The organism is Enterobacter cloacae complex sp. P13B, assembly GCF_014895915.1.
Taxonomy (GTDB): Bacteria; Pseudomonadota; Gammaproteobacteria; order Enterobacterales; family Enterobacteriaceae; genus Enterobacter; species Enterobacter bugandensis.
Map to the genome: position 1 here is coordinate 1 of NZ_JADBQN010000006.1, position 22,175 is coordinate 22,175.

At 55.7% G+C, this 22,175-nt stretch carries 22 protein-coding genes and 2 pseudogenes; 16 read left to right on the forward strand and 8 right to left on the reverse strand.

Annotated elements, in window-relative coordinates; genetic code table 11:
- The 3 genes and pseudogenes from IM273_RS03465 to IM273_RS03475 all read left to right on the forward strand — a co-directional run.
- Window positions 1-410 (forward strand): annotated as a pseudogene (locus IM273_RS03465) (hypothetical protein); the annotation flags it as partial.
- A 2-nt stretch (window positions 411-412) separates the two neighbouring features.
- Complete coding sequence (locus tag IM273_RS03470) at window positions 413-733, forward strand: hypothetical protein (RefSeq protein ID WP_050861058.1); 321 nt, start codon at window positions 413-415, stop codon at window positions 731-733.
- The gene (locus IM273_RS03475; protein ID WP_063432159.1) at window positions 733-1,026 is read left to right on the forward strand and encodes a 3TM-type holin; all 294 of its coding nucleotides are present in this window, start codon (window positions 733-735) and stop codon (window positions 1,024-1,026) included. The genes IM273_RS03470 and IM273_RS03475 overlap by 1 nt, the downstream gene beginning before the upstream one ends.
- Window positions 1,027-1,037: 11 nt before the next feature.
- On the opposite strand, the gene IM273_RS03480 is transcribed toward IM273_RS03475, so the two are convergent.
- Window positions 1,038-1,403 carry a hypothetical protein gene (locus tag IM273_RS03480; protein ID WP_193055533.1) on the reverse strand — a complete coding sequence of 122 codons (366 nt, stop codon included), beginning with the start codon at window positions 1,401-1,403 and terminating at the stop codon, window positions 1,038-1,040.
- Window positions 1,404-1,435: 32 nt separating this feature from the next.
- Between IM273_RS03480 and IM273_RS03485 the strand changes: the two genes are divergently transcribed.
- Entirely contained in the window at window positions 1,436-2,164 is a 729-nt protein-coding gene (locus tag IM273_RS03485) for a methyltransferase (protein WP_193055534.1), read from the forward strand.
- Window positions 2,165-2,202: 38 nt separating this feature from the next.
- On the opposite strand, the gene IM273_RS03490 is transcribed toward IM273_RS03485, so the two are convergent.
- The 3 genes and pseudogenes from IM273_RS03490 to IM273_RS03500 form a co-directional block, all read right to left on the reverse strand.
- Window positions 2,203-2,406, reverse strand: a complete 204-nt coding sequence (locus IM273_RS03490; protein ID WP_193050309.1) for a hypothetical protein — start codon at window positions 2,404-2,406, stop codon at window positions 2,203-2,205.
- Between the two features lie 16 nt (window positions 2,407-2,422).
- Window positions 2,423-3,265, reverse strand: a complete 843-nt coding sequence (locus IM273_RS03495; protein WP_193050311.1) for a pyridoxal phosphatase — start codon at window positions 3,263-3,265, stop codon at window positions 2,423-2,425.
- A 156-nt stretch (window positions 3,266-3,421) separates the two neighbouring features.
- Window positions 3,422-3,634 (reverse strand): annotated as a pseudogene (locus IM273_RS03500) (HAD-IIB family hydrolase); the annotation flags it as partial.
- Window positions 3,635-3,774: 140 nt separating this feature from the next.
- Here IM273_RS03500 and pgl point away from each other — a divergent pair.
- Window positions 3,775-4,770 carry a 6-phosphogluconolactonase gene (pgl, locus tag IM273_RS03505; protein ID WP_041910746.1) on the forward strand — a complete coding sequence of 332 codons (996 nt, stop codon included), beginning with the start codon at window positions 3,775-3,777 and terminating at the stop codon, window positions 4,768-4,770.
- 443 nt (window positions 4,771-5,213) lie between these two features.
- A complete protein-coding gene (gene tisB / locus IM273_RS03510; RefSeq protein WP_023332440.1) occupies window positions 5,214-5,303 on the forward strand; it encodes a type I toxin-antitoxin system toxin TisB in 90 nt (29 codons plus the stop codon).
- 55 nt (window positions 5,304-5,358) lie between these two features.
- Here tisB and IM273_RS03515 read toward each other — a convergent pair whose 3' ends face one another.
- Window positions 5,359-6,642 carry a putative acyl-CoA thioester hydrolase gene (locus IM273_RS03515; protein WP_193050313.1) on the reverse strand — a complete coding sequence of 428 codons (1,284 nt, stop codon included), beginning with the start codon at window positions 6,640-6,642 and terminating at the stop codon, window positions 5,359-5,361.
- A 224-nt stretch (window positions 6,643-6,866) separates the two neighbouring features.
- Between IM273_RS03515 and hutI the strand changes: the two genes are divergently transcribed.
- The 5 genes from hutI to hutH all read left to right on the forward strand — a co-directional run bounded on the left by hutI (window position 6,867) and on the right by hutH (window position 13,109).
- Window positions 6,867-8,087, forward strand: a complete 1,221-nt coding sequence (hutI, locus tag IM273_RS03520) for an imidazolonepropionase (protein ID WP_226841092.1) — start codon at window positions 6,867-6,869, stop codon at window positions 8,085-8,087.
- On the forward strand, window positions 8,084-9,022 hold the full coding sequence (gene hutG / locus IM273_RS03525; protein WP_193050315.1) for a formimidoylglutamase: 939 nt from the start codon (window positions 8,084-8,086) through the stop codon (window positions 9,020-9,022). Before hutI ends, hutG begins: the two co-directional genes overlap by 4 nt.
- A gap of 19 nt (window positions 9,023-9,041) precedes the next feature.
- Window positions 9,042-9,776 carry a histidine utilization repressor gene (locus tag IM273_RS03530; RefSeq protein WP_047367758.1) on the forward strand — a complete coding sequence of 245 codons (735 nt, stop codon included), beginning with the start codon at window positions 9,042-9,044 and terminating at the stop codon, window positions 9,774-9,776.
- A 127-nt stretch (window positions 9,777-9,903) separates the two neighbouring features.
- Window positions 9,904-11,592, forward strand: coding sequence for a urocanate hydratase (gene hutU, locus IM273_RS03535; RefSeq protein WP_193050316.1), 1,689 nt, complete (start codon window positions 9,904-9,906; stop codon window positions 11,590-11,592).
- Entirely contained in the window at window positions 11,589-13,109 is a 1,521-nt protein-coding gene (gene hutH, locus IM273_RS03540) for a histidine ammonia-lyase (protein ID WP_028012411.1), read from the forward strand. Before hutU ends, hutH begins: the two co-directional genes overlap by 4 nt.
- 84 nt (window positions 13,110-13,193) lie before the next feature.
- On the opposite strand, the gene IM273_RS03545 is transcribed toward hutH, so the two are convergent.
- Window positions 13,194-13,670, reverse strand: coding sequence for a kinase inhibitor (locus IM273_RS03545; RefSeq protein WP_028012412.1), 477 nt, complete (start codon window positions 13,668-13,670; stop codon window positions 13,194-13,196).
- Window positions 13,671-13,718: 48 nt separating this feature from the next.
- The gene (gene bioA / locus IM273_RS03550; protein ID WP_088204423.1) at window positions 13,719-15,026 is read right to left on the reverse strand and encodes an adenosylmethionine--8-amino-7-oxononanoate transaminase; all 1,308 of its coding nucleotides are present in this window, start codon (window positions 15,024-15,026) and stop codon (window positions 13,719-13,721) included.
- A 68-nt stretch (window positions 15,027-15,094) separates the two neighbouring features.
- Between bioA and bioB the strand changes: the two genes are divergently transcribed.
- Genes bioB through bioD form a run of 4 tightly spaced genes read left to right on the forward strand, consistent with a single transcriptional unit; the run spans window position 15,095 to window position 18,722 of the window.
- Window positions 15,095-16,135 carry a biotin synthase BioB gene (bioB, locus tag IM273_RS03555; RefSeq protein ID WP_028012414.1) on the forward strand — a complete coding sequence of 347 codons (1,041 nt, stop codon included), beginning with the start codon at window positions 15,095-15,097 and terminating at the stop codon, window positions 16,133-16,135.
- Window positions 16,132-17,289, forward strand: coding sequence for an 8-amino-7-oxononanoate synthase (bioF, locus tag IM273_RS03560; protein WP_193050317.1), 1,158 nt, complete (start codon window positions 16,132-16,134; stop codon window positions 17,287-17,289). Before bioB ends, bioF begins: the two co-directional genes overlap by 4 nt.
- Window positions 17,273-18,028, forward strand: coding sequence for a malonyl-ACP O-methyltransferase BioC (gene bioC / locus IM273_RS03565; protein WP_028012416.1), 756 nt, complete (start codon window positions 17,273-17,275; stop codon window positions 18,026-18,028). The genes bioF and bioC overlap by 17 nt, the downstream gene beginning before the upstream one ends.
- Window positions 18,021-18,722, forward strand: coding sequence for a dethiobiotin synthase (gene bioD, locus IM273_RS03570; protein WP_028012417.1), 702 nt, complete (start codon window positions 18,021-18,023; stop codon window positions 18,720-18,722). Before bioC ends, bioD begins: the two co-directional genes overlap by 8 nt.
- Here bioD and IM273_RS03575 read toward each other — a convergent pair.
- Complete coding sequence (locus IM273_RS03575) at window positions 18,685-19,407, reverse strand: ABC transporter ATP-binding protein (protein ID WP_193050318.1); 723 nt, start codon at window positions 19,405-19,407, stop codon at window positions 18,685-18,687. The two genes, bioD and IM273_RS03575, sit on opposite strands and share 38 nt — an antisense overlap.
- 750 nt (window positions 19,408-20,157) lie before the next feature.
- Here IM273_RS03575 and uvrB point away from each other — a divergent pair.
- Window positions 20,158-22,173, forward strand: coding sequence for an excinuclease ABC subunit UvrB (gene uvrB / locus IM273_RS03580; RefSeq protein WP_028012419.1), 2,016 nt, complete (start codon window positions 20,158-20,160; stop codon window positions 22,171-22,173).
- Window positions 22,174-22,175 lie beyond the last annotated feature (2 nt).

A 22,175-nucleotide genomic window follows, 5' to 3' on the forward strand; every position in this document is an offset into this window, starting at 1 on the left:
AGTTTAACTTCTATAAACCAAATGGTTTTACTAGTATTAATCAGATTATAGTTATGCCAGATCAGGCAGACTACCTAAAGAACGTTATTGATCCTAACTATGTTCGTAAACATGAATACAAAGTGGTTCCATATAAAAATGCTAGGTTGACCAAGCAGGGAAACATATCACAATTAAAGAACAAGGATAAATACAAACGAGTGAAGAGTAAGAACGGGAAAGAGTATCTTATTGACACTTCCAAAAACTCTAGCAAACGCGATCCAGTAATGGCACGTAAGAAAAGGGTAGTTGGGTACTATGGAAGTGTAGGAAGAAAACCATTGTTTGATTTCTATGACGACACAGAAAAAAAAGTAATAAAACAACTACGAACATTACGCGGTACGTTTAACTACCGTTGGAGATAAAAATGAACTACTTAGAACAATTCCCATGTTATGACTATACAGTACTAGATAGCTTTGCTTTCCAAAGCATTCAACCAGTGAGTGTTACACTACCATATGATAAAGCACTATCAGGTAAGATGATTAAGAAACAAGTTGATAAGGCTAAAGGTGATTTAATTGCATTCAGTTTTGAATTGACTAAAACACCAAATGTTAATAATGGTGATGTACTAACTGTAGATCTAATCGATGGTAAAAGTACTGTAACCGTACTTACTTCTTTCCAGCAGGTATATAAAGGACACCGCGTAATGTCGTATATTTGCCAAAAGGAACTATAATGTTTAGCATTATCGCAGAACTAATATCTAAGGGGATGGACTTCTTTCTAAAGAAACAAACCATAGCTAAAGATGTACAAACTACTAATGCCGAAGGGCAGATTGAAGTAAACAAGGAAGAGATAGAAAAAGTATCATTTCATTGGCGTAATGCCCTTGGTTTCGTGATCACCCTAATCATTCTCTACAACTGGATTATCGTACCAGTACTAGACGCGTTTGGAATCGTCGTGATCCAAGTGCCACTAGGTCAACTTATGCAAGTCTTGCTTATCATGGTTGGTGGTAGCTAATTTAAAGCCCCTTATGGGGCTTTTTTTGTGAATGCAGAAATAAGCATTATAACTATCAAAATCGCCAGTGTTACCAAATAGGCAATGGTATCATTACCTTTGATCTGGTCAGTAAACACACCATAGATAACAGCAATAATACTTAGAGCAATACATGCCGCACCCCAGATATCAGCTTTACCATTTGGGGAGTTTATATATTGAATTTTTTCTTTTACAAAATCAGTACCAGGTAGAATAGTCATTGATAGTGATACAACACCTAATGCAACTGGTAGTGAAGTATATGCTAATATAGTATAAGAAATGCCACATAGTACTACTGTATAAAATGTAGCCTTAAGTACAAATACAGTCCAGCCCAAAATATTATCCATAAATACCCCAAGAATTTAAAAAAGGGTATTTTATGGCAAGAGTCACAAAAAGAGAATCTACAAATCATAATAGGGTAATGGAGCTAGTTCACTCAGATAAACAACTATCACAAGATGATAAAGAATTCATTCTCAATAACTATCAGGGTGATGGTATAGGGGCTACTGGTGCTTTCTTTACCCCTGAAATGCTTGCATGGGATTTCATACTTGATGCTGGGTGTACTGCTGACTGTATCGAACTATGTGCGGGTATAGGTCGCCTCAGCTACTACCAGTACTTAAGAAACAACCCAACACACATTACCTGTGTTGAACTAAATCCAGAGTACGTAATGATCGGGAAGAGGGTACTACCAGAGGCAGAATGGGTCATTGGTGACGCTCTCCAGTACTCACCAGACCGTTTCTATCAGGTTGCCTATGGCAATCCACCATTCGGAAAGATCAACACATCAGAAGCGTATACAGGCCGTTATAAAGGCTCAGAGTTTGAATACAAGGTGATTGAACATGCGAGTACTTTCTCATCCTATGGGGCATGGATTGTTCCGCAAGGTTCAGCAGGGTTCAAGTACTCTGGACATAGGTACTATGACGCTTCAGTACAGACAGCTAAGTACCAGAAGTTTGTTAATGATACGGGGTATACACTCCATCCTGGGGTAGGGATCGATACGAGCATATATAAGGATGAATGGAACGGTACAAAGGTGATATGTGAAAGCGTGCTAGTAGATTATGATGGCACAAACTTTTGACGCTTATGAAGCCTGTACAGGTTGTACAGGCTTTTCTTTTATTCCCAAAAAATTTCAGGTTCTTTACGTCGTTCATTTACTTCAGTTCTTTTAACTGTAGCTACTACTTCTTTGGTTTTTTTGTCAACAACTTCATAAGTAATTACTTCAATTGAATCTTGAAAACCACCTTCTTTACGGTGTACACGATTCAAATCAAAATCTTTTGTTGGATACTTTTTAAAAAATTCTGATTCAGTCATAGTTATTCCCTCTATATTATAAAATTTCACTTTCAGGCACATTCACAAAGTACTGATTAATCACTTTAGCTATTCCTGCTACAGTATTGTCACCAATAACCAAATCAGCACAGGCTTTCACTTCATCAACGGCGTTACCCATTGCCACACCTAAACCAGCACTTTGTAGCATACTTAAATCATTGAAGTTATCACCAAAGGCAATAACCTGATTCATAGATAAACCCTGTGAGTTTACCCATTGTTCTAATCGTTTTCCTTTGCTGTTTCCAGTTTGTGCGATATCAACTTGATCATGCCACGACCATTCACAAGTCAGAGCTAGTTCTCTCTCAACTACCTTTGTGAATGTCTCTAATTTCAGCGTATCGGTATCAGTCAGGGCAAACTTCCAGATAGAATTAACATCTTCAACAGCCCTACGTAGTGAGGGTACTTGGGTGAAAGTTGGGCGTTGTGATTCTGGTAGGGATTTAGCCCAATTTTCTGTACGGGTAATATGTCCGGTTGGTACTTGGTAGTACATGGCATCATCGGCATACATCAAGCTATGAACATTGTAACTATCAAGCAGATCAACTAACTGGCTAGCTTGTTCGGGTAACAGTGGATCAGCGGTTAGTACTGTTTTATTGCTGTAATCGTACAATAAAGCACCGTTACAACAGATAGCGGGTGTATTAAGGGCTAATGCCTGATAAAAAGGATGGATGGCTACAAAATGCCGTCCGGTCACAATAACTACTTGTGCTCCAGATTCACGGGCTTTCTGTAGTGCTGTTATGGACTCAGGCAGAATCTTTTTTTCGGGGGTTAGCAAGGTTCCATCTAGATCAAGGGCTATTACTTTATGGTTCATGTGGTTCACTGTGATTTGGGGTAAATGTTTTCCGATAGTACACCGCAAATCAGGTACGTCAAACGGTCACAGTGAGGATAGATTTACAGCATTGGCGAGAAGATATTAACCATGCTTTTTGTAATGGTAATTTGTTTGTTTACTTTAGCCGTTACTCAAATAAGTGCCATTACAACAAATTGCAGGTGTATCCAGCGCCAGTGCCTGATAAAAAGGGTGAATGGCAACGTGATGACGACCCGTTACGATAAGGAGTTGATATCCCACTTCCTGCGCGCGTTTAAGCGCTTCAAGGGAGGAGGGGAGCAGGGTTTTCTGAGGGGTAAGTAATGTTCCGTCTAAATCCAGTGCAATCACACGCGATGTCATTTGTTCTTCCGGGTTAATGTTGAATTTTAGGTCTCAGGGGATGTTACACCGAGAGTAAATCGCTGCAAAATTCCTGGCTAAAATTCAGCATTCACCGTTAAAAATAATCACTTTCACGTGCAGTGAGGAAAGGAGTATTCATGAAACAAACCGTTTATACCGCCAGTCCTGAAAGTCAGCAGATCCACGTCTGGCGCTTGAATGCAGAAGGTTCGCTCACGCTGGTTCAGGTTGTTGATGTGCCGGGCCAGGTGCAACCGATGGTCGTCAGCCCGGATAAACGTTTCTTATACGTGGGTGTGCGCCCGGAGTTTCGCGTGCTGGCCTACCGCATCTCTCCTGACGACGGCGCGCTGACCTACACCGCTGAAGCGCCACTGCCGGGCAGCCCAACCCACATCTCGACCGATCGTAAAGGACGCTTCATTTTTAGCGGTTCTTACAATGCCGGTTGCGTCAGCGTGACCCGTCTTGACGATGGTATTCCGGTAGAAACTGTCGACGTGGTGGAAGGGCTGGAAGGCTGCCATTCGGCGAATATCTCCCCGGACAACCGCACGCTGTGGGTGCCTGCGCTGAAGCAGGATCGTATCTGCCTGTTCACCCTGAGCGACGATGGTCACCTGGTGGCGCAGAATCCTGCTGAAGTCACCACCGTTGAGGGCGCAGGTCCTCGCCATATGGTATTCCACCCGAACCAGCAGTATGCCTACGTCGTTAACGAACTGAACAGCTCGGTGGACGTATGGGAGCTGAAAGATCCAAACGGCCAGATTGAATGCGTGCAGACGCTGGATATGATGCCATCTGACTTCTCTGACACTCGCTGGGCGGCAGATATTCACATCACGCCGGATGGTCGCCATCTGTACGCCTGCGACCGCACCTCCAGCCTGATTACCGTGTTTAGCGTCTCCGAAGATGGCAGCGTGCTGGCTATTGAGGGCTTCCAGCCAACGGAAACCCAGCCGCGCGGCTTTAATATCGATCACAGCGGTAAATACCTGATTGCGGCGGGACAGAAATCCCACCACATCGCGCTGTATGAAATCAAAGGCGAGCAGGGCCTGCTGGAAGAGAAAGGACGCTATGCGGTAGGTCAGGGGCCAATGTGGGTGGTGGTTAACGCGCACTAAGCGGCTTAAAACAAAAAACCTCGCGAATGCGAGGTTTTTTTATGCCCGGTGGTAGCCGGGTGAGCACATCAAAACGTAACCAACAGGGCCATCATAATGTCGACTCAAGGCGATGTAAATTCATCGTCAACGAACAAAGGAGAACACGGAATGATCGGTGAATAGTATATAAATAATAATCAGACACTTAAGTGCTTTTGCTTTATAAATTCCTAAATTGGTTTTAACTGTTTTTATGTACAGTAGTGATTTGATATCATTCTGTGCGTTGGTTCGATGTGTTGCAATTCCGCAATTCAGGATCCTTTTTAAGTCCTGGCTGTCGGGTGGTGCCGACGGTGCCTAAACTGCGGAGCACATCAAAACATAACCAACACACCTCTGGTGACAGGCAGCGGAAAGGTAAACCAGAGGAGAAGTGCTCTATACCAAAGGAGTGGCGTATGAGCGGTGTGGAATGGGCAATTCTGTTCCTGCAACTCATGGTTGCGATTATGCAACTATTGGATGCGTATCTTAAGTTTGGAGCCTGACGCATTCAGTCGCAGTAAAAAGGGGGATTAAACTCCCCCTTTTACTCTCATCTCGTTACTGCTTCGGCTCAGCAACCACGTTGCTGCCCAGACCGCGGTTGTTGTATTCCCACATGCGGTTGAAGCTAGCATCGTTCAGGTTGCGCTGCACGTTTCCTTTATCGTCCACCGCACCAGTGTTGCCGGAGAACGGACGTTTGGAGACAGCCGCATCAGCCCACGGCTTCGCCACGTTAAAGCCTTCGTTGATCACGCTGTCGCGAATAACGACCTGGCCGTTGGTCGCAGAGTCCATGTCCAGGGAGCGGCCCAGCTGCGCCACGCCGTCACCGGCCGCGTTAAAGCGGCTGTTCACGGCCAGGAAGCCGTAAAACAGGTTAGACTGGGTTGCCGGAGCAAACACATAGCCTTCCTGCTGGGTACGGGAATTCACCACGCGGAAATCGGTGTTATCAAACACCACCGCGCCGCGACCGGACACCAGATCCACGTCACCTTCAACGTAGCTGTTGGTCACCAGCGTGCGGGTCAGACGGTTGTTCTGCAGCGTGTTCTGTACGCCGCTGTTGGTCACGAAGAAGGTGTTCTGACGGCCCAGAATATTGACGTTGTTAATCTGCACCTTATCGCCGTCGCTACGCAGCGCCACGGCCTGATGGTTACCGGCATCCACGCTGTCACCCAGGGTATTCTGAATGGTCAGGTTCTGCAGTTGCAGGCCATTATTCTGCGACCAGAACACCGCCGAGCACATCACACCAATGGTGGCGGAACGCTTGCTCTGGCAGTTATCAAACATATACCACGCCGGTTTGCCCGGCATATATTTGCCTGCCGGGTTCACCAGGTGACGCCAGGCGGTGCTGTCGATTTCGGAATCAATCGCCAGGCCGATTTTTACGTCGATGGCTTTTTCACCCAGACCGTAAATCGTAATGCTGCCAGGAGCCGCCGGAACATACACGGTGCCTTCGTATTCACCCGGCAGGATCGCGATGTACTGGCGAGACGCGCTGTGTTTAGTGATTGCCGCGTCAACCGCTGCCTGGATAGTGGTATGCGTTACGCCCTGCGCGCCAGCCGGGCCAACAACGAAGTCAGGCTGTTTAGGCAGGTTAATAGAAGACGGTGTCCACGGCGCGGCGTTAGGATCCATCGCCGAGAAGTAATGGGCGCGGTCGAAATTCTTCGCTTCATCCGCGGACAAAATCGGGCGGGAGGCGTTACCGGGCGCTACCTGCTCAGAAGGACGCTGATCCGGTGGTGTAGAACTGCATGCGGATAATGTCACGCCAAAGGCGAGCGCTAACGCCAGACGGGAAATCCTGGAAATGTTCAAGGTGAAGCTCCTGGGTATGCAAGTCTTTACGGGATAGACGAAATAGCCTGCTTTTTTATACTAAGTTGAGCGAAACGGGAAGATAAAAAGGGTAAAAGTTGTATTTTTTGCCCGGAGGTGACGGGAAAGTCATCACAAATAAATAACATTTTCCCTTAAGGCGGTTGACAGCAGACGAAGGATGCAAATAAATGTCTATACAACCCATGACAAGTGGAATGCCCATGCAGCTTCAACCTGACGATGTTATATGGCGAAATGCGCGCCTGGCAACAATGGTTCCCGGTACATCCGCGCCTTATGGCCTGAAAGAGCAGCACGCGCTGGTCGTGCGTGGCCAAACTATCCTTGCCGTGCTTCCTGAATCTGACCTTCCTTCCGGACACCGTCACGTCATCGATCTTGAGGGACGTCTGGTCACGCCTGGCCTGATTGACTGCCATACCCATCTGGTATTTGGCGGCGACCGCGCGGCGGAGTGGGAACAGCGTCTGAACGGCGTCTCTTACCAGACCATCAGCGCTCAGGGGGGCGGGATTAACGCCACCGTGACGGCAACGCGCAGCAGTTCCCTGGAAACCCTGCTGAAACTGGCGCAGCAGCGGCTCCAGCGTCTGATGAATGAAGGTGTAACGACCGTTGAAATCAAATCGGGATACGGACTCAACGCCGAGGCCGAAGAGAAGATGCTGCAGGTTGCCCGCCAGCTGAGCCTCAATAACCCGGTTGATATCAGCCCAACGCTGCTGGCGGCCCATGCGGTTCCGCCGGAATACCGACAGGATCCGGATGCGTACCTCACGCTGGTCTGTGAGCAGATCCTACCCACGCTGTGGCAAAAAGAGTTATATGAAGCAGTAGACGTGTTTTGTGAAAACGTCGGCTTTACCCCGTCGCAAACCGAGCGCCTCTTCCAGGCCGCCGCCGCGCTCGGTATTCCGGTGAAAGGGCATGTTGAACAGCTGTCGAATCAGGGCGGAGCGGCGCTGGTCAGCCAATATAACGGACTGTCGGCCGATCATATCGAATATCTCGACGACGCGGGCATTCAGGCGATGGCGCAAAGCGGTACGGTTGCGGTACTGCTCCCCGGCGCGTTCTATTTTCTGCAGGAACGCCAGCGTCCGCCGGTTGATCAGCTCCGAAAACGTGGTGTGCCGATGGCCGTCGCCACCGACTATAACCCCGGCACCAGCCCGTTTGCCAGCCTGCACCTGGCGATGAATATGGCCTGCGTCCAGTTTGGCCTCACCCCTGAAGAGGCCTGGGCTGGCGTCACGCGGCATGCGGCGCAGGCGCTGGGCCGCGGCGCAACGCACGGGCAGCTGCAGCCGGGGTTTGTCGCTGATTTTATCGTCTGGGATGCTCACCATCCGGTAGAGATGGTCTACGAGCCGGGACGCAATCCGCTGTATCAACGTATTTTCCGTGGGGAGGCAGTATGAAGTTATGGCGGCCCGTCGCCGAAACGGTCTGGCAGGGGCGAGACGACAGCGCCGAAGCCAGCAATGCAACGCGCATTTTCCAGACTATCCAACAGCAGGCGCTGTTCACGCCGCTTTCATCCGGCATCGCGCTGATAGGCTTTGAATGCGATGCAGGGGTTAAACGCAATCAGGGCAGGCCCGGCGCCGCGCAGGCCCCTGATATTCTGCGCAAAGCGCTGGCGAATATGGCAAGCCATCAGGGACACGAACGGCTGGCGGATATGGGCTCGGTGTACGTTGAAAGCGATGAGCTTGAACCCGCGCAGCGGGCGTTAAGCGATGCCGTGACGGCCTGCCAGCAGACCGGGATGCGCACGCTGGTGTTTGGCGGCGGGCATGAAACCGCCTGGGCGCATGGACGGGGTGTTCTGGATGCGTTCCCCGGCGAGCGCGTGGCGGTGATAAACCTGGATGCGCATCTCGACCTGCGCAAGGCCGACCGGGCGACGTCCGGTACGCCGTTTCGTCAGCTGGCTCAATACTGCGATGAATGCGGGCGCGAGTTTCGCTACGCCTGCTTCGGCGTCAGCCGCGCGGCGAACACCCAGGCACTGTGGGATGAGGCCGAACGCCTGAACGTCACGCTGGTGGAGGATCTTCATTTCAGACGCGAGGCATTATCGGCGCTGGAAAAGGTGCTGGCGCAGGCCGATCGTATCTATCTGACGATCGATCTGGACGTCCTGCCCGCGGGCGAAATGCCTGCCGTTTCCGCCCCTGCGGCGTTAGGCGTCCCGGCAATGGATCTAATGCCGGTTATTGAACAAATCTGCCGCAGCGGTAAGCTGCAGGCCGCCGATCTGGTAGAGTTTAACCCGCAATACGATCGGGACGGACAGGGCGCAAAGCTCGCCGCCCGTCTGGCCTGGCAAATTGCTCACTGGTGGGCATAACACTATTAAAGGAGTCACGATGTTTTCACGCTCACCCCTGCCGCAACCGAGCCCGCCCGCGCCTTTCTATGAAAAGGTGAAGCAGGCGATCAGCGAAAAGATTGCTACCGGCGTCTGGCGCCCGCACGATCGCATTCCATCGGAGGCCGAGCTGGTGGCGCAGTTCGGTTTTAGCCGGATGACCGTCAACCGGGCGCTGCGCGAGCTCACCGACGAAGGACTTCTGGTGCGCCTGCAGGGCGTGGGGACGTTCGTGGCGGAACCGAAAGGGCAATCTGCCCTGTTTGAAATCCGCAGCATTGCCGATGAGATAACCTCGCGTAATCATCAGCACCGCTGCGAAGTGCTGGTGCTGGAAGAGACCCAGGCCAGCGCCGAGCAGGCCGTTGAGCTAAATGTCAAAGAGGGTAGCCGCATCTTCCACTCTGTGATGGTGCATTTTGAAAACGACATTCCGGTGCAGATTGAAGATCGCTGCGTCAACGCAGAGCGGATACCGGAATACCTGAACCAGGATTACACCCACACCACGCCGCACGCGTATCTCTCGCTCGTCGCACCGCTCACGGAAGGGGAGCACATTGTAGAGGCCGTACGCGCGACGCCGCAGGAGTGCGAGCTGTTGCGCATTAAAGAACACGATCCGTGCCTGCTGATCCGCCGTCGTACCTGGTCATCATCGCATATCGTGTCGCATGCCCGACTGCTTTTCCCGGGGAACCGTTACCGGCTGCAGGGCCACTTTATGTCATAAGTTTTATAAGCGTGATCGCTAACGCAATATAACAAAATTGTATCTTTTTTGTTAAATCCGACCTTGTGTGTGCTTGTCTATACAAGTATATCTAAATGCATCATCTGTCCCTTATGAGGAGCACACAATGTCGTCAGGTAAATACCGCCAGCAGGACGTCCGCGCCGCGCGCGGCACCACGCTTACTGCCAAAAGCTGGCTCACCGAAGCCCCGCTGCGCATGTTGATGAACAACCTTGATCCTGAGGTGGCGGAAAACCCCCACGAACTGGTGGTCTACGGCGGCATAGGCCGCGCCGCACGCAACTGGGAATGCTATGACGCAATTGTAAAATCCCTGACCGAACTCGAAAACGACGAAACCCTGCTGGTGCAGTCCGGCAAGCCGGTTGGCGTGTTTAAAACCCACAAGAACGCGCCGCGCGTGCTGATCGCCAACTCTAACATCGTGCCCCACTGGGCCACCTGGGAACACTTCAACGAGCTGGACGCGAAAGGGCTGGCGATGTATGGCCAGATGACCGCCGGGAGCTGGATCTACATCGGTAGCCAGGGGATTGTGCAGGGCACCTACGAAACCTTCGTGGAAGCGGGGCGTCAGCATTATAACGGCTCGCTGAAGGGGCGCTGGGTACTTACCGCCGGTCTGGGCGGGATGGGCGGCGCGCAGCCGCTGGCCGCCACGCTGGCCGGCGCGTGCTCGCTGAACATTGAATGCCAGCAGAGCCGCATTGATTTCCGTTTGCGCACCCGTTACGTCGATGAACAGGCCGACAACCTCGATGACGCGCTGGCGCGCATCAAAAAGTACACCGCTGAAGGCAAAGCGGTGTCGATTGCCCTGTGCGGCAACGCGGCGGATATTCTGCCGGAGCTGGTTGCCCGCGGCGTGCGTCCGGACCTGGTCACCGACCAGACCAGCGCCCATGACCCGCTGCACGGTTACCTGCCGAAAGGCTGGACGTGGGAAGACTACCAGCAAAAAGCGGAAACCGACCCTGAAGGCACGGTACTGGCGGCTAAGCGTTCGATGGCGGAACACGTCTCCGCGATGCTGGCCTTCAGCCAGTTGGGTATTCCAACCTTTGACTACGGCAACAACATCCGCCAGATGGCGAAAGAGATGGGCGTGAATAACGCCTTCGATTTCCCCGGCTTCGTGCCTGCCTATATCCGTCCGCTGTTCTGCCGCGGCATCGGCCCGTTCCGCTGGGTGGCCTTGTCCGGCGATCCGCAGGATATCTACAAAACCGACGCCAAAGTGAAGGAGATCGTCGCCGACGACGAACACCTGCACCACTGGCTGGATATGGCTCGCGAACGCATCAGCTTCCAGGGCCTGCCGGCGCGCATCTGCTGGGTAGGGCTCGAGTGGCGGCAAAAGCTGGGCCTCGCCTTTAACGAAATGGTGCGCAGCGGCGAGGTCTCCGCGCCGATTGTGATCGGCCGCGACCACCTGGACTCCGGTTCCGTCGCCAGCCCAAACCGTGAAACCGAAGCCATGCGCGACGGATCTGACGCGGTCTCCGACTGGCCATTGCTTAATGCCCTGCTGAATACCGCCAGCGGCGCCACCTGGGTCTCGCTGCACCACGGCGGCGGCGTCGGGATGGGCTTCTCCCAGCACTCAGGTATGGTCATTGTCTGTGACGGAACCGATGAAGCGGCCGCGCGCATCGCCCGCGTGCTGCACAACGACCCGGCAACCGGCGTGATGCGTCACGCGGATGCGGGTTACGAGATTGCCATTGACTGTGCCAAAGAGCAGGGACTGAACCTGCCGATGATCCCTGCCACACAAGGAAAGCATGCATGAACGCGTTAACACTCACTCCCGGCTCGCTGACGCTCAAACAGCTGCGTAACATCTGGCGCCAGCCGGTCACCCTTTCACTTGATGAAAGCGCCCACGCCGCGATAAACGACAGCGTCGCCTGTGTAGAAGCGATTGTTGCCGAAGGGCGCACCGCCTACGGGATTAACACCGGCTTTGGCCTGCTGGCGCAGACCCGCATCGCCACGCACGATCTGGAAAACTTACAGCGTTCGCTGGTGCTGTCGCACGCGGCAGGCGTCGGCCAGCCGCTGGATGATGAGATTGTCCGTCTGATGATGGTGCTCAAAATCAACAGCCTGGCGCGCGGTTTCTCGGGCATTCGCCTGAGCGTGATCCAGGCGCTGATGGCCCTGGTGAATGCAGAAGTCTATCCGTGGATCCCGGCAAAAGGTTCCGTCGGTGCCTCCGGCGATCTCGCTCCGCTGGCGCACATGTCGCTGCTGCTGCTGGGTGAGGGCAAAGCGCGCTGGCAGGGCGAGTGGCTCCCTGCGAAAGAAGCACTGGCAAAAGCCGGCTTAACGCCAATCACCCTCGCGGCAAAAGAGGGGCTGGCGCTGCTCAACGGCACGCAGGCGTCGACGGCCTTCGCGCTGCGCGGCCTGTTTGAAGCGGAAGATCTCTTCGCCTCCGCGGTGGTGTGCGGTGCGCTGACCACCGAGGCGGTGCTCGGCTCGCGTCGTCCGTTTGACGCGCGTATTCACGCGGTGCGCGGCCAGCGCGGGCAGATTGATGCCGCCGCCATGTACCGCCACGTGCTCACCGACACGAGTGAGATTGCGGATTCACACCATAACTGCGAGAAGGTACAGGATCCGTATTCTCTGCGCTGTCAGCCGCAGGTGATGGGCGCGTGCCTGACGCAGCTGCGCCAGGCAGCAGAGGTGCTGCTGGTGGAGGCCAATGCGGTCTCCGACAACCCGCTGGTATTCGCCGAGGAAAACGAGGTGGTCTCCGGGGGCAACTTCCACGCCGAGCCGGTGGCGATGGCGGCGGATAATATCGCGCTGGCGATTGCCGAAGTCGGGGCGTTGTCGGAGCGCCGCATCGCGCTGATGATGGATAAACACATGTCCCAGCTGCCCCCATTCCTGGTGCGTAACGGCGGGGTTAACTCAGGCTTTATGATCGCTCAGGTGACGGCCGCAGCGCTGGCAAGTGAGAACAAGGCGCTGTCGCACCCGCACAGCGTGGACAGCCTGCCAACCTCGGCGAATCAGGAAGATCACGTTTCGATGGCCCCGGCTGCTGGGCGTCGTCTGTGGGAGATGGCCTCCAACACCCGCGGCGTGCTGGCGGTGGAGTGGCTGGCGGCGTGTCAGGGTATCGATCTGCGCGAAGGGCTTAAATCCAGCCCGCTGCTGGAGCAGGCGCGCCATGTGCTGCGCGAGCACGTCACGCATTACGATGATGACCGCTTCTTTGCGCCGGATATTGATAAGGCGATGCAGCTTCTGGAAGAGGGACGCCTTGTAGGACTGCTACCTTCGGTGCTGTGATGTTTTGCCCGGCGGCGCTGCGCTTACCGGGCCTACGAATGCGAGATCCAGGCCGGGTAAGGCGTAGCCGCCACCCGGCTTTTTTCAGGAATACATCGCCGTAATCGACGCGCTCCCCAGGGAATGGAAATGCACGTTAAACCCGACCATCGCGCCGCTCGCCCCTTCATCGACCTCAATCTTCTCCACATCCAGCGCGTGCACCGTGAAGATATAGCGGTGGGTTTCCCCTTTTGGCGGCGCCGCGCCGCCGTAGCCCGCTTTACCAAAGTCAGTGCGCGTCTGAATGGCACCTTCAGGCAGGGCAACCAGGTCTGAACCGGAACCCTGCGGCAGCACGCGCGTGTCGGCGGGCAGGTTCGCCACAACCCAGTGCCACCAGCCCGAGCCGGTCGGCGCGTCCGGGTCGTAGCAGGTCACGACAAAGCTTTTGGTTCCTGCAGGAACGTCGTCCCACGCCAGGTGCGGGGAGATATTATCCCCCTGATAGCCCATGCCGTTGAAAACGTGGCGTTCCGGGAGTTTTTCACCGTCGCGCAGATCTTTACTGATGATTTTCATACGGTTTACCCTCGTTATTCACTCGTTCAGGAAGTGTAACGCATGGGATTAAATCGCGAAATGCGCGGGAATGTTAACGGCTGTTACGACCGCGTCGGTTAATTTACGCAGCTGCTCCGGCGTAATGCTGTACGGCGGCATCAGGTAGATAAGCTTGCCGAAAGGCCGCACCCAGACGCCCTGCTCAACGAAGAAGCGCTGCAGCGCCGCCATGTTCACCGGGCGGGTGGTTTCAATCACCCCGATGGCACCGAGCACGCGCACGTCCGCCACAAAATTCGCTCCCGAGGCGGCGCTCAGCTCTCCTTTCAGCTGTGCCTCAATCGCCGCGACCTGCGTCTGCCACTCGCCGCTCTCCAGAATGGCGAGGCTTTCGCTTGCCACGGCGCAGGCCAGCGGGTTGCCCATAAACGTTGGGCCGTGCATAAAGCAGCCCGCCTCGCCGTCGCTGATGGTGTCGGCAACCTGACGAGTGGTGAGGGTGGCGGAGAGCGTCATGGTGCCGCCGGTCAGCGCTTTGCCGAGGCACAGAATATCCGGGGCGATACCCGCGTGTTCGCAGGCAAACAGCTTGCCGGTGCGGCCAAAGCCGGTGGCAATTTCGTCGGCAATCAGCAGAATGCCCTCGCGGTCGCACATCTTGCGGATGCGCCTCAGCCATTCCGGATGGTACATCCGCATTCCGCCCGCGCCCTGCACGATCGGTTCGAGAATAACGGCGGCGATTTCATGGCGATGTGCCGCCATCAGCCGCGCGAAGCCCACCATGTCCATCTCGTTCCATTCGCCGTCGAAGCGGCTTTGCGGCGCAGGGGCAAACAGGTTTTCTGGCAGATACCCCTTCCACAGGCTGTGCATGGAGTTGTCCGGATCGCAGACCGACATCGCCCCGAAGGTATCCCCGTGATAGCCGTTGCGGAAGGTGAGGAACCGCTGGCGCGTTTCGCCCTTCGCATGCCAGTACTGCAGCGCCATCTTCATCGCCACTTCCACCGCCACCGAGCCGGAATCGGCCAGGAAAACGCACTCCAGCGATTCAGGCGTCATCGCCACCAGACGGCGGCATAAATCCACCGCGGGCTGATGGGTGATCCCGCCAAACATCACATGCGACATCTGGTCAATCTGGGCCTTCATCGCCGCGTTCAGGCGCGGATGGTTGTATCCGTGAATGGCCGCCCACCAGGAGGACATTCCGTCAACCAGCCGCTCGCCGCTGGCGAGATGCAGCTCGCAGCCGTGGGCAGAGGCTACCGGATAGACGGGAAGGGGGCGGGTAGTGGAGGTGTAAGGGTGCCAGATATGCTGCTTGTCGAAGGCGAGATCGTCCTGGGTCATAATCGACTTGTAAACCATTTTGAAAAGTTTTAGGTTTACGAGTATAAACCGAACCGAAAATTAACAAAACCCTTTGGAGAAGCCCAATGGCTCACCACGCACGCTGGACGATGTCGCAAGTTACTGAATTATTCAATAAACCTTTCCTTGAGCTGATGTTTGAAGCGCAACAGGTGCATCGTCAGCACTTCGATCCTCGCCATGTTCAGGTCAGCACGCTGCTGTCGATCAAGACCGGCGCCTGCCCCGAAGACTGCAAATATTGCCCGCAGAGCGCGCGCTACAAAACCGGTCTCGAATCCGAGCGTCTGATGGAAGTGGAGCAGGTGCTCGACTCCGCGCGCAAGGCCAAAAACGCGGGCTCAACCCGCTTCTGCATGGGCGCCGCGTGGAAGAATCCACATGACCGCGACATGCCCTATCTGGAGCAGATGGTGAAGGGCGTGAAGGAGATGGGCCTCGAAGCCTGCATGACCCTCGGCACGCTCAACGAGGAGCAGGCGCAGCGCCTCTCGGCCGCGGGGCTGGACTACTACAACCACAACCTGGACACCTCCCCGGAATTTTACGGCAACATCATCACCACTCGCACCTATCAGGAGCGTCTGGATACGCTGGACAAAGTGCGTGATGCAGGGATCAAGGTCTGCTCCGGCGGCATCGTGGGCTTAGGCGAAACGGTGAAAGACCGCGCGGGCCTGCTGCTGCAGCTGGCGAACCTGCCGACCCCGCCGGAAAGCGTGCCCATCAACATGCTGGTGAAGGTCAAGGGCACGCCGCTGGCGGATAACGAGGATGTGGATGCGTTTGATTTTATCCGCACCATCGCAGTGGCGCGCATCATGATGCCAACCTCTTACGTCCGCCTTTCTGCCGGTCGCGAGCAGATGAACGAGCAAACTCAGGCAATGTGCTTTATGGCCGGCGCCAACTCCATCTTCTACGGCTGCAAGCTGCTGACCACGCCGAACCCGGAAGAGGACAAAGACGTCCAGCTGTTCCGCAAGCTGGGGCTGAACCCGCACCAGACCGGGGTGCTGACGGGCGATAACGAGCAACAGCAGCAGCTGGAGCAGCAGATTCTCAACGCCGATACCGACCAGTTCTACAACGCGGCAGCCGTATGACCTGGCAGGCACGGATTAATGCCGCGCTGGAAGAACGCCGGGCGGCAGAGGCGTTTCGCGTTCGCAGAGTGGTGGAAAACGGCGCGGGCCGTTTTCTGACCCGCGAGGGACGGCAGTTTTGTAATTTCTCCAGCAACGACTATCTCGGGCTGAGCCAGCATCCGGCCATTATCCGCGCCTGGCAGCAGGGCGCGGAGCGATTTGGCGTGGGCAGCGGTGGCTCGGGGCACGTCAGCGGATACACCACGGCGCATCAGGCGCTGGAGGAAGAGCTGGCCGACTGGCTGGGCTACCCGCGTGCGCTGCTGTTTATGTCCGGCTTTGCCGCCAATCAGGCGGTCATCGCGGCCATGATGGGGAAAGAGGACCGCATTGTCGCCGACCGTTTAAGCCACGCCTCGCTGCTGGAAGCGGCAAACTTAAGTCCGGCGCAGCTGCGGCGTTTTGCCCATAACGATGCGTCACAGCTCGCCTCGCTGCTGGACAAACCCTGCGACGGGCAACAGCTGGCAGTCACGGAAGGGGTGTTCAGCATGGACGGCGACAGTGCGCCGCTTGCCGCGCTTCACGAGGCCGCAAAGCGGCAAAACGCCTGGCTGCTGGTCGATGATGCTCACGGTACTGGGGTGATGGGAGATGAAGGACGCGGCAGCGCCCATCAACAAAACGTGAAGCCGGAACTGCTGGTGGTTACCTTTGGCAAAGGCTTTGGCGTCAGCGGCGCCGCCGTGCTGTGCAGCGAATCTGTCGCCGACTATCTGCTGCAGTTTGCCCGTCACCTCATCTACAGCACCAGCATGCCCCCGGCGCAGGCCGTGGCGCTGTCGGCGTCGCTGGCGGTGATCCGCAGCGCAGAAGGGGATGAACGCCGTCAGCAGCTGGCAGAACACATCTCCTGCTTCCGTCAGGGACTGGCGGCGCTTCCCTTCCAGAGTCCCGATTCGCAGAGCGCCATCCAGCCCGTGATTGTCGGCGAAAATGGCCGCGCGCTGGCGCTGGCCCAGGCGCTGCGCGAGCGGGGGATGTGGGTAACGGCCATTCGTCCGCCAACCGTTCCGCCGGGCACCGCGCGTCTGCGCTTAACCCTGACGGCGGCGCATGAGGCGCAGGATATCCAGACGCTGCTGGAGGCGCTTCATGATGCCGGTGAATAAGCAGGCCGTTGCGGCGGCGTTTGGCCGGGCCGCGCGGAGCTATTCGCAGCACGATGAACTCCAGCGCCAGAGCGCGCAGGGGCTTCTGGCCGCGCTTGGCGAGAACCGCTTCCCGCAGGTGCTGGACGCCGGCTGTGGTCCCGGCAGCAACAGCCGCTACTGGCGCGAGGCGGGGAGCGAGGTGACAGCCATCGACCTGTCGCCCGCCATGCTGGACGAGGCGCGCCAGCAGCAGGCTGCGCACCACTATGTAGTGGCCGATATCGAGGCGATCCCGCTGGCGGACGCGCAGTTCGATCTGGTCTGGAGCCATCTGGCGGTGCAGTGGTGCAGCAGCCTGCCGCAGGCGTTACGCGAGCTTTATCGCGTCGCACGACCGGGCGGAAAGGTGGCCTTTACCACCTTGCTGGAAAGTTCGCTGCCGGAGCTGAATCAGGCGTGGAAAGCGGTGGATGAGCAGCCGCACGCGAACCGCTTTTTATCGTATGAGCAGGTGACGCAGGCGCTGGCTGGCTTGCGCTGTCGCAGCACGGTGCAAACCATCACGCTTAATTTTAGCGACGCGTTCAGCGCCATGCGCTCTCTGAAGGGCATCGGCGCCACGCACCTGCACGCCGGGCGGGAGAAAAAACCGCTGACCCGGGGGCAGCTGCAACGCCTGGAGCTGGCCTGGCCGCAGCAGCGGGGCCTTTTCCCGCTCTCTTATCAACTTTTTCATGGGATTATCGAACGTGACTGAACGTTATTTTGTTACCGGCACGGATACGGAAGTGGGCAAAACGGTTGCCAGCGCTGCGCTGCTGCAGGCGGCACGACGGCTCGGAAAAAACACCGCCGGATATAAGCCCGTAGCTTCCGGCAGCGAGATGACGGCGGAAGGGTTACGCAACACCGACGCGCTGGCGCTCCAGCGTAACAGTAGCCTTGAGCTTGCCTATTCGGCGGTGAACCCCTATACCTTTGCCGAGCCGACGTCGCCGCACATTATCAGCGCTGACGAAGGCCGTCCAATTGATTTCGCCGTGCTGTCTGCCGGGTTACGGACGCTGGAAAGCCAGGCCGACTGGGTGCTGGTGGAAGGCGCAGGAGGCTGGTTTACGCCGCTTTCGGACACGCAGACCTTTGCTGACTGGGTGCAGGCCGAGCGGCTTCCGGTCATTCTGGTCGTCGGCGTGAAGCTGGGCTGCATCAATCACGCCATGCTGACGGCGCAGGCCGTTCAGCAGGCAGGGCTGACGCTGGCAGGCTGGATAGCCAACGACGTGGTTGCGCCGGGCAGGCGGCATCAGGAGTATCTGGCGACCCTCAAGCGCGTGCTCCCGGCACCGTTCCTCGGGGAAATCCCCTGGATTGCTGGCGATGCTGAGCAGGCCGAAACCGGGCGTTATCTCGACCTCAGCGTCTTGCTTCCCGCGACATCCAGTGGGCGATAAGCTCATCGTTCAGCTCGCTAACGTGGCCCTGAGCCACGTTACGCCCGCGATAAAGCATGCAAAACCGATCCGCCACCCGGCGGATAAACGACAGCTGCTGCTCCGCCAGCAGCACCGTCATGCCTAACTCCCGGTTTAAGCGCACCAGCAGCTGCGCCAGCTTCTGGGCAAATCCGTGTCCTGCCCCATGAGTAGGCTCATCCAGAATCAGCATCCGCGGGCGGTTGACCAGTGCATTCGCCAGGGCAAGCTGATACTGATCCTCTGGCGAAAGGGCATTGCCCCGCGTCTGACGTCGCGCGTAGAGTTCCGGGAACAGATCGTATACGTCGCTTTTCGCCGCCGGGTCGGGTTTCCCCATCGCCCGCATGGCAATATGCAGATTCTCCTCAATCGTCAGTTGAGAGAAAATACGCCTGTCCTGCGGCACATAGCCTATTCCCGGCTCTGAACGTTGTTCCGGTGCCGGGCTGAGCAAATCACGCGGCGGTGCGCCCGCTTCATGCCAGATAATCGTGCCGCTTTCGACGGGGATGTTTCCGGTAATACAGTTCATCAGGGTGGTTTTGCCCATCCCCGGCAGGCCTATGACGCCTGTACACATCCCTTGCGGAAAATCCAAATTCACGTTCCATAGCGTATGTTGGCTTCCGTAAAACTGATTCACTGCACGCAGACTCAACATCTTTCTCTCCTTAAAAATGCGTAGGGATAGGCCTGACGTGAAGCTGCAAAACGCTTGCCAGAAACCTGAAATCGATTAAAAAAACGACTTTTTTAGGAATAAGCCACAGGAGAGCAGGGTAAAAACGCGTGGCTTGCACATCGACGGTGCCGGGAATGGTGAGTTGTGGTGCAGGACGAAAAATGGCTGAAATGTGAGCAGGATCGCATCTGTTGGTTATGAATGACTCAACTGTTTATCGTCAAAAAAGAGCTATAAAAATTTTTTGTTGCCGCCTCGTGGGAAAATCCGGGAATTTGCTGAGCGGCGGTCTACACGGGCTGGAAGCAGTTATCCACTATTCCTGTGGATAACCATGTGCATTAGAGTTAGAAAACACGCGATAAGCGAGAGAAGACGCGGCTTTCGCCCAAATTGACGCGAAACGCGGCTTTAGAAAATATCGTTTAAAATTTAATTGCTTAGATAAAAGCAATTACCGTAATGAAAGTGTCACTCGTTGCCATAAAACTATCATTACCTGGCTTGACAAATGTTAAAAAAGAAAAAATTCTGGGGATAACCCAACCTGGCTGGTTTTTTATCTCGTCAGAGCCTAAATTTTGTCCGCTAACGCGCTAATGACTCCGCCGCTACGCTAAATATCCTGACACGCTACTGGTTTTTCATCCAGTGTTTTTTACTGGCATTCCTGGCAACAACGAGTAAAATTACTCACCTGCCGCTTATAACGTCATCAGGTCGTCGCCCATGAGTAAACCGTTCAAACTGAATTCTGCTTTCCGCCCCTCTGGCGATCAGCCTGAGGCGATCCGTCGTCTTAAAGAAGGGCTGGAAGACGGGCTGGCGCACCAGACGTTGCTGGGGGTAACCGGCTCGGGCAAAACGTTTACTGTCGCCAACGTGATCGCTGACCTGCAGCGCCCCACGATGGTGCTTGCACCCAATAAAACCCTCGCGGCACAGCTTTACGGCGAGATGAAAGAGTTCTTCCCGGAAAACGCGGTGGAGTATTTTGTCTCCTACTACGATTACTACCAGCCGGAAGCCTATGTGCCGAGCTCTGATACCTTCATCGAGAAAGATGCTTCGGTGAACGAACACATCGAACAGATGCGACTGTCGGCGACCAAGGCGCTGCTTGAGCGTCGCGATGTGGTTGTGGTCGCGTCTGTTTCGGCGATTTACGGCCTGGGCGATCCGGATCTCTATCTGAAGATGATGCTGCACCTGACGCAGGGGATGATCATCGATCAGCGCGCAATTTTGCGCCGTCTGGCCGAGCTGCAGTACACCCGTAATGACCAGGCCTTCCAGCGCGGGACGTTCCGCGTGCGTGGTGAGGTGATCGACATCTTCCCGGCGGAATCGGACGATATGGCGCTGCGCGTCGAGCTGTTTGACGAAGAGGTCGAGCGTTTGTCACTGTTCGACCCGCTGACCGGCCACGTTGAGTCGGTGATACAGCGTTTTACCATCTACCCTAAAACGCACTACGTGACGCCACGAGAGCGTATCGTGCAGGCGATGGAAGAGATCAAAGAGGAGCTTGCAGAGCGCCGTAAGGTGCTTCTGGCTAACAATAAGCTGCTGGAAGAGCAGCGCCTGAGCCAGCGCACCCAGTTCGATCTGGAGATGATGAACGAGCTGGGCTACTGCTCGGGTATCGAAAACTACTCGCGCTTCCTCTCCGGGCGCGGGCCGGGCGAGCCACCGCCGACGCTGTTTGACTACCTTCCGGCCGACGGTCTGCTGGTGATCGACGAATCCCACGTCACGATCCCGCAGATCGGCGGGATGTACCGCGGCGACCGCGCGCGTAAAGAGACGCTGGTGGAGTACGGCTTCCGCCTGCCGTCAGCGCTGGATAACCGTCCGATGAAGTTTGAAGAGTTTGAGGCGCTGGCGCCGCAGACCATCTACGTGTCGGCCACGCCGGGCAACTACGAGCTGGAAAAATCCGGCGATGAGGTGATCGATCAGGTGGTCCGTCCGACAGGGCTGCTGGACCCGATTATCGAAGTGCGCCCGGTGGCGACCCAGGTGGACGATCTGCTCTCTGAGATCCGCGCCCGTTCCGCCATCAACGAGCGCGTGCTGGTGACGACGCTCACCAAGCGCATGGCGGAAGACCTGACCGAGTATCTTGAAGAACACGGTGAGAAGGTGCGCTATCTGCACTCGGATATCGACACCGTGGAGCGCATGGAGATTATCCGCGATCTGCGTCTGGGCGAGTTTGACGTGCTGGTGGGGATCAACCTGTTGCGAGAAGGTCTGGATATGCCGGAAGTTTCGCTGGTGGCGATTCTGGACGCCGATAAAGAGGGCTTCCTGCGCTCTGAACGCTCCCTGATCCAGACCATTGGCCGCGCCGCGCGTAACGTCAACGGGAAAGCGATTCTGTACGGCGACAAAATCACCCCGTCGATGGCGAAAGCGATTGGCGAAACGGAACGCCGACGCGAGAAGCAGCAGCGCTACAACGAAGAGCACGGCATTACGCCGCAGGGGTTGAACAAGAAGGTGGTGGATATTCTGGCACTGGGTCAGAACATTGCGAAGACCAAAGCGAAAGGCCGCGGCAAGGCGCGTTCAGTGGTGGAAGAAGATACCGTCGTACTGACGCCGAAGGCACTGCAGCAGAAAATCCACGAGCTGGAAGGGCAGATGATGCAGCACGCCCAGAACCTGGAGTTTGAAGAGGCGGCGCAGATCCGCGACCAGCTGCATCAGCTGCGGGATCTGTTTATCGCGGCATCATAGGT

Excerpts from the sequence above, each read along its gene's own strand:
- hutI (WP_226841092.1), top strand. The coding sequence starts at position 6,867 with ATGCAGCTTCAACCTGACGATGTTATATGGCGAAATGCGCGCCTGGCA.
- uvrB (WP_028012419.1), top strand. The coding sequence starts at position 20,158 with ATGAGTAAACCGTTCAAACTGAATTCTGCTTTCCGCCCCTCTGGCGAT.
- hutH (WP_028012411.1), top strand. The coding sequence starts at position 11,589 with ATGAACGCGTTAACACTCACTCCCGGCTCGCTGACGCTCAAACAGCTG.
- bioF (WP_193050317.1), top strand. The coding sequence starts at position 16,132 with ATGACCTGGCAGGCACGGATTAATGCCGCGCTGGAAGAACGCCGGGCG.
- tisB (WP_023332440.1), top strand. The coding sequence starts at position 5,214 with ATGAGCGGTGTGGAATGGGCAATTCTGTTCCTGCAACTCATGGTTGCG.
- hutU (WP_193050316.1), top strand. The coding sequence starts at position 9,904 with ATGTCGTCAGGTAAATACCGCCAGCAGGACGTCCGCGCCGCGCGCGGC.
- IM273_RS03485 (WP_193055534.1), top strand. The coding sequence starts at position 1,436 with ATGGCAAGAGTCACAAAAAGAGAATCTACAAATCATAATAGGGTAATG.
- bioA (WP_088204423.1), bottom strand. The coding sequence starts at position 15,026 with ATGGTTTACAAGTCGATTATGACCCAGGACGATCTCGCCTTCGACAAG.
- IM273_RS03480 (WP_193055533.1), bottom strand. The coding sequence starts at position 1,403 with ATGGATAATATTTTGGGCTGGACTGTATTTGTACTTAAGGCTACATTT.
- bioC (WP_028012416.1), top strand. The coding sequence starts at position 17,273 with ATGATGCCGGTGAATAAGCAGGCCGTTGCGGCGGCGTTTGGCCGGGCC.
- hutG (WP_193050315.1), top strand. The coding sequence starts at position 8,084 with ATGAAGTTATGGCGGCCCGTCGCCGAAACGGTCTGGCAGGGGCGAGAC.
- IM273_RS03545 (WP_028012412.1), bottom strand. The coding sequence starts at position 13,670 with ATGAAAATCATCAGTAAAGATCTGCGCGACGGTGAAAAACTCCCGGAA.
- IM273_RS03495 (WP_193050311.1), bottom strand. The coding sequence starts at position 3,265 with ATGAACCATAAAGTAATAGCCCTTGATCTAGATGGAACCTTGCTAACC.
- pgl (WP_041910746.1), top strand. The coding sequence starts at position 3,775 with ATGAAACAAACCGTTTATACCGCCAGTCCTGAAAGTCAGCAGATCCAC.
- bioB (WP_028012414.1), top strand. The coding sequence starts at position 15,095 with ATGGCTCACCACGCACGCTGGACGATGTCGCAAGTTACTGAATTATTC.
- IM273_RS03490 (WP_193050309.1), bottom strand. The coding sequence starts at position 2,406 with ATGACTGAATCAGAATTTTTTAAAAAGTATCCAACAAAAGATTTTGAT.
- IM273_RS03575 (WP_193050318.1), bottom strand. The coding sequence starts at position 19,407 with ATGTTGAGTCTGCGTGCAGTGAATCAGTTTTACGGAAGCCAACATACG.
- IM273_RS03530 (WP_047367758.1), top strand. The coding sequence starts at position 9,042 with ATGTTTTCACGCTCACCCCTGCCGCAACCGAGCCCGCCCGCGCCTTTC.
- IM273_RS03475 (WP_063432159.1), top strand. The coding sequence starts at position 733 with ATGTTTAGCATTATCGCAGAACTAATATCTAAGGGGATGGACTTCTTT.
- IM273_RS03470 (WP_050861058.1), top strand. The coding sequence starts at position 413 with ATGAACTACTTAGAACAATTCCCATGTTATGACTATACAGTACTAGAT.